Below are 12,917 nucleotides of genomic sequence, written 5' to 3' on the forward strand. Positions count from 1 at the left end.
TTCCTGTTGTGTGAGTTCGGGTGAGTCCTGGCCCCACCTGTCAGGTGGGGCGGATGCGGCCCTGCGGGGTGGCATCGGGTGTGTGTGCTGGCGCCGTGGCGGACGGGCCCGTGACGCGCAATGTCGGCTGCGGTGCGCGTCAGAGCACCAGCGCGGAGGCGAGCGCGGGGCCGATCGCGCCGCCGAGGAGGTAGAGCAGGGTGAACAGCCCGATCGCTGTCGGCTTGTCCTGTTCGGGCACGGCGGCTGTGGCCGCGATGACCTGGGTGGCGTTGGCCGAGGTCGCGGCGAACAGCGCCAGGAAGATCCCGGACAGCAGGAGAACCGGCGCACTCGCGAGGACCGCGGCGAGTACGGCAACGGTCCCGGCTGCGACGAGGGCGATCCGTACGTTCGTGCGGGAGAGGCGGGCGGCGATGGAGGTGAATCCGAGGGTGGCGAGCGAGGCCAGCACCATCGCGATGAGCTGCCCGGTGGCGGCGGCGTCTTTGGTCCAGTGGGCGCGGGTGATGAGCAGTTGCGGGATGACGAACAGCAGGGTGAAGTACCCCGCGGAGAGAGCGAGTGTCAGGCAGGTGGCGGTCTGGAACCGCGTGGACCGGATGGTCGTCATCGGCACATAACCGTCGGGGCGGCGGCGCGTATGGATGATGAGCAGGGTGATCGATATCGCCGTCGCTGCCAGGGCCGGCAGCGGGTTCGAGGCGACCATCACGATACTTCCGGAGAGCACCGCGACCAGCAGCGCGCCCCCGGCGTCGAAACGGCCGATGCCGGCTGTGTCTGGTGCCAGGCGGCGGCTGACGACGGGTACGGCGATCAGCGTGATCGCCAGCATGGAGAGCGCGACGCGCCACGACAGGACGTCGGTGAGCTGGGTGCCGATCAGCGGACTGACCGCACCGAACAGCCCCATCCCGGCGCTGATGGCACCGATCCTGCGGGCGGAGCCGGCCAGGGCGATGGCGAGCACGTTCAGGCCGGCTCCGCCGGCGGCCTGGGTGGCCCGTCCGGCCACGGCCAGGGGCAGCCAGGGCGAGACCAGGACGATGAGCGTGCCGGCGGCGACGAGCGCGGCGCTCGTGAAGAGCACCGTGGGCCTGCCGCGATGCCTCATGAGCGCGGCTTGCAGCGGTGTCGCAACCGCCAGGGCGAGCGCGAACACGGTGGCGAGCCAGGAAGCGGTCGCGGCGGTCGTGTCCAGCGCGGTGCCGATGTCGTCGAGGATGAGCACCGTCGCGTTGTTTGCGGCGGCCACCGGCGACGCCATGAGCACGAGCCACAACACCGGCACCAGTGGCCGGGAGAGCTCCCGCGCGGGGCTCTGGCTGGACGTGTGTGAATGTGCGGGTGAGTTGTCCGTCATGGTCTCCGCGCCTTCGGGGTGCGGGCGGGGGCTTCTCCGGTCGCCGACCGCCGGCGCCCCGCCCTTGAAAGGGCGGCAGGGCCAGGACCGCATTCTCGGTGCTGACCCTGCGCATCGGGTGTTACCAGGGCAGGATCTGCTCGTCCTGGTAAAAGGCGCCGGTGCCCGCCTCGGCGGGCAGGTTGACGACGTGCTTGATGCTGGCCGCGCCCTCCGCGAGGGGACGGCCGCCCTCACCACCGAGATCACTCGCCGTCCAGCCCGGGCTCGCGGCGTGAACGGTGATCCCGTCCTCGGCGAGCTCCGCGGCCAGCGAACGGGTCAGCGCGTTCAGAGCCGCCTTGGACGCGCCGTAAGCAGGAGTGCTCGCCCCCATGCGCGCCAGCGACGCGGCCTCGCTGGACACGTTGACGATGCGGGCACCCTGCGCCTTGCGCAGCAGCGGCAGCATGGCCTGGGTGACACGCCACGTGCTGAAGAGGTTGATCTCCAGTGCTTCCTGCACCACGCCGAGGTCGGCGGTGGATGCCTGCTGGGCGTAGTCGAAGATGCCACCGACGTTGTTGACCAGCACGTCAAGACGGCCGTGCTCGGCCTCGACCTTCTGCGCCGCGGTCTTGATGCTCGCCGGGTCCGAGGCGTCGAGCTGGACCGGGTGGGTGTCGCCGCCGATCTCTGCGGCTGCCTGAACTGCGGCATCGCCGTTGCGGGCGCTGAGCAGCACGGTGTCGCCGTCCGCGGCGAACTGGGCGGCGAGCTCGCGGCCGATGCCGCGGTTCGAGCCGGTGATGAGGATGACGCGTGCCATAGCTGTGTCTCTTCCTTGCGGGGGGATGGGTGGGGGCCGGCCGATACGGCCGCTGATGCGGCGTCCACTACGGACGCGCCCTCGGTCACCACCTTGGTTCCGCGAGAGCACAATGTCAAACAATCAGGCCCTGAAATCTGCTAGAGTTCAACATTATGGAATCTGAGTCGTCATCCGGCCGCGTGCTCCAGTCCGTGCAGCGGGCCTTCGAACTGCTGGAACGCGTCGCGACGCATCCCGAAGGCGCGCGATTGAGCGAACTCGCCGACGGCGCCGGCCTCAACCGCAGCACCGCACACAATCTGCTCGCCTCCCTCGAAGGGCTCGGCTACATCACCCAGGACAAGAAGGGCGCCGCCTACCGGCTGACCGGCAAGCTCAACCGCCTGCTGCGCCTGGACGCCGAGGCGGAGCACGCGCTGCGCGCCCGCATCCGGCCCGTGCTCAAAAACGTGAGCCAGGCATCGGGTGAGTCCACCTTCCTCGCGTTCGCCACCGGCACCGACTACCTGTGCGTGGACGCCGTGCAATCGGACCAGCCCCTGCACCTCGCCGTCAGGCCCGGCGAGCGAAAGCCGCTGATCGGCGAGGCGCTCGGCCACGCCCTGCTCGCTGCCGACGCAGACCTCGCCCACTTGGTCCGCGCCGATGACCCGGACCGGTGGGAACGCCACGCGCAGGAGATCGCCGACGCCAAGCACCACGGCTTCGCCCTCGACCTGGACAGCCAGCAGGTAGGTATCTCGTGTGTCGCGGTCGCGGTCACCCCACGCGCCGCGATCGCCGTCGCCGGGCCCACCACCCGCCTCCCGGAATCACGCCTCATCACGATCGGCCAGAAGATCCGCGAGGCACTGGACAAAGTGCGACCGGCCAACCAGGAATGGCTGTGACCCTGAACCACTCGAAAGCGGAAAGCCAGCGCATGTGAGAGCGCGCCGGCCTTACGGCGTAATCGGTCCGGTGGTCTGGGCGCAGGCTCTTCTTCAGGTGCGCCCAGACCACCCGCGGCCGGATTGAGGTCGGGGGTGTAGGTCGGGAAGCGGAAGACCGTCAGCCAGGGCCGTTTGCCGATCAGCTCGCGCATAGCGGCGTCGACGCGGTAATCCGGGTTCTCTCCGGCACACTGGTGACTGTGCTGCAACTCGGCCCCTGCTCTGCTGCATTGAGTGGAAGGCATCGCCGAACGCGGTACGCGCAGGCCTTCTGTCGCCCTCGGTGGGCGCGCATGGGTATCCCATGTTTCGGTGAAGCGGGCGTGCCGTGAGAGCGCCTGGACGGTCTTCGGATCATGCTGGCCTGGTCCGCCGGATTTGCTGATCGGGCGCCGCGCAGGAGGTGCGCACGAATCCGTAGAGGCGCTCACTCCGCGCGGTGTCGACGCGCCCTGTGCGTAGGAGGCGCCCTGCTGTGGTACCTACCAGTCGTGAGGGGCCATCTCCCCCCTGCCGCTGTGCCGCAATGACGGTCGCGCACTGCTGTCTGAAGTTGGGTGACCTGACGTGTCCATTTCCAGCCATGGGGGGATTCGTCAAACGAGGCACCAGTGTCGCGGTGAATCGTATGATGCGTCAGAACCGCATGCGGGTGGGGCACTTGAGGCGGTTACAACCGCCTGTGTCGTCGAGGCCGCGGGCCTCATCGCTCGGGGGATGCCGGTATACCTTGCCTGTCTGTATGCGGAGAACTTCCGGATCTTCGGCGCGGCGCCGTAGAAGGAAGGCGACAAGGACGCCAGCCTGAGCCTGGACTTCGGTCCTGCCACGAACGTCCTCGTCGGCGAGAACGACAGCGGCAAGACGGCCATCATCGACGCGATCCGCCTATGCCTGCTGACAACCGCGGCTGACTTCTACCGCATCACACGCGACGAATGTTCAGGGGCTCCGCTCGGCCTCGACTTCGTGCCCCTGATCGCAACTGATTCTGCTGAGGGTACACATGACTTTGTGCCTGCTCGACGTGGTTTCAACATGATGGAGCTTATGCCAGGGAGGCAACACATCGCTGGTTTCGGAAAGCCATACGCACTATTGATTACGGAAGGCGAGAGGGCGAGCCGGCTCAGGCATGGCGTCTGCCGGTCCGGCGGCGGCTGGCGTTGAGGGAACTCGACGCGTAGAGGGGCTTGAGCCCCGCCGTGCCCCCTGCGCTGCCGCTGCTCATGCTGAGCCTCGCCACACGAGGTCGGATAGAGGCACGCACACCCCGCGTGGAAACGCGAACACGCAACGCAGGAAATGCTTTGCCCCTCTCACCGGGACCCTGTGAGGCACGAGCAGACGCCTGCAGCTACGTGTGAAGCTCCTCCGCTCTTGGCAAGTTGGCCCCGTGCTCCTGGCGAAACACTCTGTGACCTGCGCTGTACCAAAGTGCCAACTATCTCTCTGATTCCGCGCCTCAAGGTGCTGGAGCTAATTGGCATCAGCGCAGGTCCCGAACGTGGCCTAGTGCCAACTACCGATCCTGGTCACACTCGCTGTGACGAGGATTTTTAGTTGACATAAAAGCGGGATGGTTGGCACTGAGCGGAGCGCTTGGCCTGACGCGCGATGGGCTTGGCTTGTTGGCGTCCTAGGCCCGCTGACCTTCTAATTCCTCCTTCAGGGCGTCGACGGCACGCAGCTCGGCCGCAGCCGGGAGTCCCAGAAAAGTCCCAGGGGACTCCCACCACCCCCGTCGTTCATGCATCCGCCCCCGGCAGTGATCCGACGAGTCGGCGCTCCAGGTCTGCCAGGAACCGGACTATCTCCTGCGACGGGAGGACAGCGGTGTCCATTCTCAAGGACACGACGAACTCGTTCGCCTCCTGGTGAGCGTTGAGGAAGAACTCCCAGTCATCCTTCTCCGTGCCTTGCCCTTGGGAGAACCGGGTCTGCGGCATCAGCTTCTCCGCCTGCTCCCTGGTGGTCACTTCTGGGCCGTCGACGCCGCGTGTCACGGTTCCGGATCGCGGAAGAACAAGTTGACGGCACACGATAGGTCCGCTCCGTCACCTCCGTCGTCAAAGACGGCCCGCAGCATTGCCGTGACATCGTCCGGGTTGCCCTCGCATGACAGAGCGGACTTCAGCGTGGCGAAGTGGGTGCGACGGACCTGCTCCTCCAGTGAGCCGGTGGCCGCCAGTTCGACGCAAAGGGGGAAGCTCTGGACCAAGGTGCCGGAGTACGAGTCGGTTTCCTCGGCGAACCGGTTGTGGGCGAGCATGAGAAGCCCGCAGCTCTGCTGACCGGACGCTTTCCCCAGGAGCTCCGCCGCGCACGCGAGGATCACGGAGTCAACGCTCGCCCGCCAGATCCTGGAGAGTCCGATCGCTGCGGCGCACACGGCCTTGGAACGCATGATGTGCTCGGCCAGACGGGGCTTCTCCGGGGCGTGCACGGCAGGAGGCATGGTGCGTCGCGGGAACTTCCCGACCTCCTGCTGCCAGTGCTCCACCGCGCGCGCGGATCGCTTGAGCCCCTCCGGGCTTGTCTCGATGAGCACGCGTTCCGCGGGGTGGGAGACCGGAGGCAGGTCGGGGCTGACGGTGCCTGCCGCGCGGGCCTGCATGATTGCCTGTAGTTCCTGAGTGACCTGCCGCAGCCCCGACGCGTCGGTCGCCATGTGGAACATGCCCAGTACCAGGGACTCGGGGACGCCTGCCGCGGTGACCACGGCGGCCCGGAGGGATATCTCGGGAATCGTGAACGGCGTGCCGGTGAGTTCTCGCCCGAGTTGTTCCACGGTCTCCGGGACATCCCCTCTCCCGGCGTGCCGACCTCGACCCTGAGCTGTCCGGCTGCGGGGACAACCTGGCGGGGGTCTCCGTGTTCGTCCAGGAAATACCGTGTACGCAGTGTCTCGTGCCGTTCGAGGACGGTCGTCAGAGCTGCGAGGACGTCATCCAGAGAGCAGCCGGTGGGGACGTCGACGGTGGCGGGCCAGCCGAGGTATTCGTAGCCCGGTGCGTGCCCGATGAGTCCTTGCCAGATCCAGCGCTGACCCCAGGTGAGGGGGTGGACGCCCGAACGGGTTCCGGAAAAGCTGACGGTGCGGAAGGTGGATGTGGTCATGGTCCGTCCTGGCACAGTGGTGAAATCGTCAGGGCTTCCTGGCTCTTCCACCAGGCTCTGCCGGCCGGCGGAAGGAGGTGGATCGGGAGCGGCTCGCTGGGACGGTGTGGTGCCCATGGTCCGGGATTCCGCGCGTGGACTGCGGGGACCGACCCCGCAGGAGCTGACCGAGATGCTGGCCACCGTCGGTTCCACCCCAGCCGGTTGGACGGTCGCCGTCCCCGGACGGACGAGGGTCACGGATCTCGCCGCGGCCCGTGCCCACATACGTGACCACCACTCCCGGGGAGCCACGAGGTGGCTGGAGTCGTTCGACCCCTGGTCACGAGATCCCCGCGAGGCACTCGACTGGGCGAACCACGGATCGCCCCATTGATCCGGAACGTCGGTGCCGCGCCCCCGGGACCAGGCCGGTCAGGCCAACTGCCCCTGGTCCGGGCTCCGTTCGGTCGACGCGTGCCCACCGGTCCCGGGTGCCTGCGGGGCAGTTCCCGGCCCTTGTGGCACGGGTCGCAGTCGGCGTCGGCAGAGGAAAGCAATGAGCAGGGCGAGGACCGCGGCGCCGGCGGGCAGCGCGAACGCGGTCCGCGCGCCGAAGGAGTCGACCAGCACACCCGCCGCGGAGGCGCCGATCGAGACGCCCAGCGTCAGGCCGGTACTGGTCCACGTCATGCCCTCCGTCAACTGGCCGCGCGGAACGAACCGTTCGACGAGCGACATGGCTGTCACCAACGTCGGGGCCACGGCCAGGTTCGAGACGAACAGGGCCACGGCCAGCAGCCAGAGGTTGTCGGCCGACAGCGGCAGGAGGGTGGTGACGGCCAGGAAGCCGACACCCAGCAGGAACCGCTGATGAGGAGGGCGCCCGGGGCGCAATGTCCCGAACACGATGCCGGCCACGCAGGAACCGAGGGCGTACGCCGCCAGTACAAGGCTGGCTGCCGCTTTGTGGCCCCGCTCGTCGGCGAAGGCGACAGTGGTGACGTCCACTGCTCCGAAGACCACACCGATGGCTGCGAACGTGCTGATCAACACCTTGAGCCCCGCGGAACGCAGGGTGCCGGGGCCGGACTTGCCCTCCTGCGGGTGCGGCGGCGGTTCGGTGGCGCGCCGAGCCACCAGCAGATACCCGCCGACGGTCAGAAAGACGACCGCGAGCAGCGGACCCGCCGCGGGGAACCAGACAGTGCACAGCCCGATGGACAGAATCGGCCCGACGATGAAGACGACCTCGTCGAAGACGGATTCCAGGGAGAACGCCTTGTGCATGAGCGGGGAATCCCGGTTCAGCTCCGACCACCGGGCCCGCGTCATGTTGCCCAGGCTCGGTGTGACTCCGGCCGCGGCCACAGACGAAGAGTGTCCAGTCCGGCGCGTCCAGGTGCACGAGAACCAGGAACGCGAGGACGGCGAGTACGGTCACGGCGACAGCGGGAGCGAGCACGCGACGTTGACCGTGGCGGTCCACCAGCAGGGATGTGTAGGGCGCCAGCACCGCTCCGGACAGCGCGAGCACGGCGGACAGTGCGCCGGCGATGTCGTAGCGCCCGCTGACCTGCGACATCATGGTCACGACGCCGATGCCGAGCATGGACAACGGCATGCGGCCCACCACCCCGGCCAGGAAGAATCCCTTGGTGCCCGGTGCCTGGAATATCGAACGGTAGGGGCTGCTCAAGACGGATTCCCGGGGATGTGTGGGGTGGATACTTGTCAGGAGATAAAGGGCAATTGGTCTAGAGCAGACGCTCTCTCAGTATGCGGGCGACAGTGGCGAGGTCCGTCAACAGGGTCTTGTCGCTGGGCCTGGCTGTGTGGATCCCACGCCACAGGGCGCGGCGGGGAGATTCGAAGCGAGGGCGGCCGGTGTGGGTCCCAGTGGCGTCGAAGCGGGCGATGCTGACGGGGCGAGCCGAGTCGTGGGCCGGCATGTCAACGCGCCAGCGTTCCTTGGGAGAAGCCGTGGTGAGGGCAAGGCCGGCCGGCCCGACAGTGCCGGAAAGAGAGAGGAACACACCACTCGCCGTATCGCCCTTCCCCGTGACGACGTAACCCCGGTCCGGATCGACAGTTACCAGCTCCACGGCGACGGTCCCGAGCAGCGAGCGGGCCATGACGAGCTGGGTCAGAAGGCCATCGGCGAGCTCGTCGGGACATGGCACAGCGACGATCGACTCGATCAGGGCCGCAGCACTGTCCAAGGAGTCCTGGATGCGCGGGAGAGTTTCGGCCCATATCGGTGCGGCCGCATATCCGGTGTCGACATAGAGCTCGATACCACGAGGGAGATCGTCGTCGTCAGGACGGGGACGGTCGACTAGGACCGCACGAGCCCCCGTGCACGAGGACGGCCAACCCGGGACCGTTCCGTCGACGACCAGGATGTCGGCGTGGGACAGCACCACACGGAAGTGGTCAGGCAGGCTTGCGAGGACAGGTGCGTGCCGTGCAGCAGTGACCGGGCCGTCGAAGGAGACGGAGACAGGGGTCATGACGCCGCCTTCAAGAGGGCTGTGGCGTCGTCAGCCAGGTCAAGGGCGTACAGCATGTCATCGAGGACCGCGGGCACATCAATCATGAGTTCGGTCCTCCCCTCCACCACATCGGCGAGGTGCAACCATTCGGCCTGGTAACCGTTGCTGGGAAACTGCCAGCCGCAGACGCTGCCCTTCGTGTCGGTGAGGGTCACCGTGGCGGATCCCGCCAAGACGTATGGCGGAGGGTAATCCACTCGGAGCCGGGTATCCGGAGCCCACGCCTCGAACGTCCAGTCCTGCTCCCAGGCTCCAGGCAGCAGGGCGAACAGTTCGGCGGTACGACCGTACTGGTCTCCTTCTCCTGTGAGCACCAGTCGGTAGCCGAACGGCTCCAGTAGTTCAGCGGAGACTACTCGGGCGCGACCGGGCATGAAATGCCGCAACGGCGGAATGACATGTGTGGCCAGACCCAGGACGCAGCCCCGCAGCAGATCGACAGCGGAGGGCTGCTGCTCTGAAGACGTGGGCGGATTCACGGGTGGAGGGCTTCCTGTGGCCAGGTCAGTGGCCAAGTCAACGAATTCCTCGTTGGGCGGCAGGTATACCCGGGAGCGCACCAAGTGGGTCCGGTCAGGCAGATCACCCCATGACTCCTTGGCAGCCGTCCACGCCGGGTCGTACGCATGCATCGCGCCCACCACAAGAGGGACGCCGCTCGCCGAAGCGGCCCTGGCGATCTGTTCGACCTCAGCTCTGCTCGTGGCCAGCGGCTTCTCACACAGGACGCCCCTCTTCCCGGCCGACAGGGCGGCGACCACATGCTCTGCGTGGAGTGAGTTCGGGCTGCACACCGCCACTACGTCCACGCTCTTGTCGGCGAGCAACTCCTCCACAGTGCTGCTGTGCCGTGCACCCACCCGGGCCGCGACCGTGGCCACGACGTCCGGGTCGACTCCCATGACGTGCGTGACATGCAGACGCTCGGCCAGGGTGGCCAGCGTCGGCAGGTGCACAGCCTGGGTGACGGGACCGGCGGCCAGCAGACCAACGCCCAGTGGCCTGTTCGTCGACCTCATGCCGTCACCTCGTGTTCGGCGGCGTCCTTGGTGCCCGCAACGCCGGGCCCGTTCCGCTGAGCGGTGCACGGGGATGCCTCGGCAACCGTCGAAGGGGCGGCGGTGCGGAACCATTCGATCGTCCGGCGGAGCCCTTCCTCCAACGACACCGTCGGTGACCAGCCGAGCAGTTCGCCCGCCAGAGAGATGTCCGGCCTGCGCCGGACCGGGTCGTCCTGCATGGCCGGGCAGTAGGTCACTTCGGCATCCACCCCTGTCAACTCCGCTACGGTGCGGGCGAGTTCCAGGATGGTGACCTCCGCCGGGTTCCCCAGGTTGATGGGGCCCGGGTGCTCCGATTCGAGCGTGAGCACGAGGCCGGCGATCAGGTCGTCCACGTAGCAGAAGGACCGTGTCTGTCCGCCCGTGCCGTTGATCGTGAGGCGCTCCCCCCTCAGGGCCTGTGTGACAAAGGCCGGGACAGCCCGGCCGTCGTCCGCCCGCATCCGAGGGCCGTAGGTGTTGAAGATGCGGACGATCGACGTCGACACGCCGAAGTGACGAAGGTAGGTCATGGTGGCGGCTTCACCGAAGCGCTTTCCCTCGTCGTACACGGAGCGCGGGCCTGTTGGATTCACCCGGCCCCAGTATTTTTCCGACTGCGGATGAACCTCCGGATCCCCGTACGTCTCGCTCGTCGAGGCATACAGGAGTCTCGCTCCCTTCTCCTGTGCGAGAGCGAGAGCGTTGAGGGTGCCGAGGGACCCCGCCTTCAGCGTTTCCAGCGGAATTCGCAGGTAGTCCTGCGGGCTTGCCGGACAGGCGAGGTGCGCCACCGCGGTGACCGGCCCCTCACACCAGACCTTCTCCGTGACGTCCATCTCAAACAGCGTGAAACGCGGGTTCTCAAGGCAAAGAGCCAGATTGGCCCGGGAGCCGGTGACGAAGTTGTCGATACACGTCACGTGGTATCCGAGGTCCAGAAGTCGCTCGCAGAGGTGAGATCCGAGAAACCCCGCTCCGCCGGTCACCACGACGTGTCGGTTGTCTCCATCAAGTTCAGGCATCGACAAAGGCACAGGACCATCCCGTCCGATAGAGGAATGAGGCAAGCGATGAATCACAGTGCGGGTGCGAGGTCTTCCAACCGCTGACCGGCCACCTGAGTCGGGGTGACGTCGAAAAGATTGCCCTCGACCTCCAGCTCGACCAGACGCGTGAAGCCGTCCAGCCATCCGGGCAGGCTGGTCAGGGACGCATGGGCGATCTTCAGCCACACAAGGTCGTTCAGCTCGCGGAGGCACTCGGGCAGCCTGTGCAGCGGATTGGAGCTGAGCCCGAGCCAAGTGAGACCCCTCAGCTCGGAGAACTCCGGCGGGAGGGTATCCAGGTGGTTGCCGCGCAGGTCGAGCCGTGTGAGGCCGCGCAGTGTCGGCAAGGACCCGGGGATGTCCCGGAGCAGATTGTCGCTGACATCCAGGCAGGTGAGTGAGTGCAGTGAGCCCAGCCGCTCAGGAAGAACCGGGATCCGATTGCCTCCAAGGTCGAGGCGCCGTAGCCGGCTCAAGCCGCACAGCGCTTCGGGGAACGCACGCAACTCGTTTCCGCTGATGACCAATGTGGTCAGACCGTCGAGTTGTCCGAGCCACTCGGGCAACTGACGCAGGCGGGTGTCTGCCAGCTGGACGACCGAGAGGCGCGACAGTTCGCGCAAGCTCTCCGGAACCTCGGACAAGCCGTTACCGCCGAAGTCGGCAACCGTCAGCTCCACGGCTTCCGCCAGACCGCCGGGGATACCACTGAGCCGGTTGCCGTGCAGATCGAGTGCGGTCAGACGAGGGAGGCAAAGGGCGTCCTCCGGAATGTCACCGATCTCGTTCGCCGCGAGTTTCAGCTGGAGCAGGGATCGTAGCGCGGTCAACTGCTCTGGGAATTCAGTCAGTTGATTGCCACTCAGATCCACGAGCGTCAACCGCTCCAGGTGGCGGGCTGACTCAGGTAGCCGGGTCAGCTGGTTACCGGCGCCCTCCAGCCAGGTCAATGACCCCAACTCGCCTAACCAGTGCGGTAGGTCGGCGATTTGGTTGTCCGCGATGTCCAACCAGGACAGTTCACGCAGAGCGCGAACCTCCTCCGGAAGACTGCTCAGCCCCAGCCCGGACAGGTCGAGAACACCCGAGTCCGCCGCGCGCTCGATCCGCTCATGGATCAGTACGTGAGAGTCCATGCCCAACCCTCCGCCTCGTCGGCCATCTCGTCCCAGAGCGAGTGATCGGTGTAGTCACGGCCGCATGGTGCGGTCCTCAGTTCCGGATCGTCGACGTCGATCCGTCCGCCGTTTGCGTCCAGATGCGCCAGGGCGGCCTTCGCCTCTCTGATCAGGGCGTAGTGCTCCACCGGCCAGCGTCCCCGGCTCAGGGAATCCACCCGGTGCCGCATGCGCCGCACCACCGATTCGGTCCACTTGAAGTGATGGACCTGGATGAAGCCTTCCGCCCGGGGCAGCCCGTTTCCGCCCACCGTTCCGTGATGTCCGACCAACAGCTCGACCCGTCCTCGCACGACCCCCGTCTTGAGCGGGAGCGCCTTGGAGATGCCGGTACTGACCGCGCCGGCGAGCGGATAGCGCTTCCAGAGCGGTGTCGCGTCCACCTCCAGGAGTTCGCCGCCGGCACCGACCCGGTCCAGGAAGCAGCCGTTCACATGGTCGGCTCCTGAGCGCTCACATTTCTCCAGGAGTTCATGGACGGGATGGCTGTAGACATGGAACTCGTCGACGTCCGCCACGACATACCAATCATCCGGCCGACGGCTCATGGCGTACGCCTTCAGCTTCTGGTTCAACCTGTCGCGCCAGGGCCCGAAATGCGAGTGCAGGGGCTCTACACCGACCGATCGGCAGGCGTCGCGCAAATGAATGTAGCCCTCGTCCGAAGGGTCCCCGGCATGGCAGATCAGCCGGAAGGAATCCACGCCGATGCTTCGGTAGTGCTCGACGAAGTGCGGCAGGAGGGCCGCGTCCTGGGATCCTACAACACTGACCACGTGCACAGGCGATGTGCTGGCCATGAGAAATCCCCCTCATTCTCATCAGTGATTGGGCGATGAAAGGAGTCGAGATAGATCGAGAATAAGTTGGCTGATCTGGCCTCGAAT

12 protein-coding genes and 2 pseudogenes are annotated in these 12,917 nt (G+C 66.8%); 3 read left to right on the forward strand and 11 right to left on the reverse strand.

The window, feature by feature from the left end; all coding sequences use genetic code 11:
* Window positions 1-139: 139 nt before the first annotated feature.
* Together RNB18_RS16980 and RNB18_RS16985 are read right to left on the reverse strand one after the other, a co-directional pair.
* Window positions 140-1,366 (reverse strand): MFS transporter, encoded by a 1,227-nt coding sequence (locus RNB18_RS16980; protein WP_311714907.1) that lies wholly within the window; start codon window positions 1,364-1,366, stop codon window positions 140-142.
* A 121-nt stretch (window positions 1,367-1,487) separates the two neighbouring features.
* On the reverse strand, window positions 1,488-2,174 hold the full coding sequence (locus RNB18_RS16985) for an SDR family NAD(P)-dependent oxidoreductase (RefSeq protein ID WP_311714908.1): 687 nt from the start codon (window positions 2,172-2,174) through the stop codon (window positions 1,488-1,490).
* A gap of 155 nt (window positions 2,175-2,329) precedes the next feature.
* Here RNB18_RS16985 and RNB18_RS16990 point away from each other — a divergent pair, with 155 nt between their 5' ends.
* Window positions 2,330-3,067 (forward strand): IclR family transcriptional regulator, encoded by a 738-nt coding sequence (locus tag RNB18_RS16990; RefSeq protein ID WP_311714909.1) that lies wholly within the window; start codon window positions 2,330-2,332, stop codon window positions 3,065-3,067.
* 82 nt (window positions 3,068-3,149) lie between these two features.
* Here the strand turns inward: RNB18_RS16990 and RNB18_RS54085 are convergent.
* Window positions 3,150-3,279, reverse strand: a pseudogene (locus tag RNB18_RS54085) (IS630 family transposase); the annotation flags it as partial.
* A gap of 640 nt (window positions 3,280-3,919) precedes the next feature.
* On the opposite strand from RNB18_RS54085, the gene RNB18_RS53685 reads away from it, so the two are divergent.
* A complete protein-coding gene (locus RNB18_RS53685) occupies window positions 3,920-4,279 on the forward strand; it encodes an AAA family ATPase (protein ID WP_394817639.1) in 360 nt (119 codons plus the stop codon).
* A gap of 578 nt (window positions 4,280-4,857) precedes the next feature.
* Here RNB18_RS53685 and RNB18_RS16995 read toward each other — a convergent pair.
* Window positions 4,858-5,115 carry a hypothetical protein gene (locus tag RNB18_RS16995; protein WP_311714910.1) on the reverse strand — a complete coding sequence of 86 codons (258 nt, stop codon included), beginning with the start codon at window positions 5,113-5,115 and terminating at the stop codon, window positions 4,858-4,860.
* Window positions 5,112-5,900, reverse strand: a complete 789-nt coding sequence (locus RNB18_RS17000) for a condensation domain-containing protein (protein WP_311714911.1) — start codon at window positions 5,898-5,900, stop codon at window positions 5,112-5,114. The genes RNB18_RS16995 and RNB18_RS17000 overlap by 4 nt, the downstream gene beginning before the upstream one ends.
* 444 nt (window positions 5,901-6,344) lie before the next feature.
* Between RNB18_RS17000 and RNB18_RS17005 the strand changes: the two genes are divergently transcribed.
* Complete coding sequence (locus RNB18_RS17005; RefSeq protein WP_311714912.1) at window positions 6,345-6,605, forward strand: hypothetical protein; 261 nt, start codon at window positions 6,345-6,347, stop codon at window positions 6,603-6,605.
* 38 nt (window positions 6,606-6,643) lie between these two features.
* On the opposite strand, the pseudogene RNB18_RS17010 reads toward RNB18_RS17005, so the two are convergent.
* The 6 genes and pseudogenes from RNB18_RS17010 to RNB18_RS17035 form a co-directional block, all read right to left on the reverse strand.
* A pseudogene (locus RNB18_RS17010) lies at window positions 6,644-7,907 on the reverse strand (MFS transporter).
* Window positions 7,908-7,965: 58 nt separating this feature from the next.
* Complete coding sequence (locus tag RNB18_RS17015) at window positions 7,966-8,634, reverse strand: hypothetical protein (RefSeq protein ID WP_311714914.1); 669 nt, start codon at window positions 8,632-8,634, stop codon at window positions 7,966-7,968.
* An 83-nt stretch (window positions 8,635-8,717) separates the two neighbouring features.
* Window positions 8,718-9,782, reverse strand: a complete 1,065-nt coding sequence (locus RNB18_RS17020) for a Gfo/Idh/MocA family protein (protein WP_311714915.1) — start codon at window positions 9,780-9,782, stop codon at window positions 8,718-8,720.
* Complete coding sequence (locus RNB18_RS17025) at window positions 9,779-10,828, reverse strand: UDP-glucuronic acid decarboxylase family protein (protein WP_311715222.1); 1,050 nt, start codon at window positions 10,826-10,828, stop codon at window positions 9,779-9,781. Before RNB18_RS17025 ends, RNB18_RS17020 begins: the two co-directional genes overlap by 4 nt.
* 53 nt (window positions 10,829-10,881) lie before the next feature.
* Entirely contained in the window at window positions 10,882-11,988 is a 1,107-nt protein-coding gene (locus tag RNB18_RS17030) for a leucine-rich repeat domain-containing protein (RefSeq protein WP_311714916.1), read from the reverse strand.
* Window positions 11,970-12,806 (reverse strand): glycosyltransferase family 2 protein, encoded by an 837-nt coding sequence (locus tag RNB18_RS17035; RefSeq protein WP_311714917.1) that lies wholly within the window; start codon window positions 12,804-12,806, stop codon window positions 11,970-11,972. Before RNB18_RS17035 ends, RNB18_RS17030 begins: the two co-directional genes overlap by 19 nt.
* Window positions 12,807-12,917 lie beyond the last annotated feature (111 nt).

Origin of the sequence: Streptomyces doebereineriae, from assembly GCF_031845645.1 — a bacterium.
Lineage (GTDB): Bacteria > Actinomycetota > Actinomycetes > Streptomycetales > Streptomycetaceae > Streptomyces > Streptomyces canus.

Bases quoted from the DNA above. Each gene is read 5' to 3' on its own strand.
- RNB18_RS16985 (WP_311714908.1), bottom strand. From the start codon at position 2,174: ATGGCACGCGTCATCCTCATCACCGGCTCGAACCGCGGCATCGGCCGC.
- RNB18_RS16980 (WP_311714907.1), bottom strand. From the start codon at position 1,366: ATGACGGACAACTCACCCGCACATTCACACACGTCCAGCCAGAGCCCC.
- RNB18_RS17005 (WP_311714912.1), top strand. From the start codon at position 6,345: ATGGTCCGGGATTCCGCGCGTGGACTGCGGGGACCGACCCCGCAGGAG.
- RNB18_RS17020 (WP_311714915.1), bottom strand. From the start codon at position 9,782: ATGAGGTCGACGAACAGGCCACTGGGCGTTGGTCTGCTGGCCGCCGGT.
- RNB18_RS16990 (WP_311714909.1), top strand. From the start codon at position 2,330: ATGGAATCTGAGTCGTCATCCGGCCGCGTGCTCCAGTCCGTGCAGCGG.
- RNB18_RS17030 (WP_311714916.1), bottom strand. From the start codon at position 11,988: ATGGACTCTCACGTACTGATCCATGAGCGGATCGAGCGCGCGGCGGAC.
- RNB18_RS17025 (WP_311715222.1), bottom strand. From the start codon at position 10,828: ATGCCTGAACTTGATGGAGACAACCGACACGTCGTGGTGACCGGCGGA.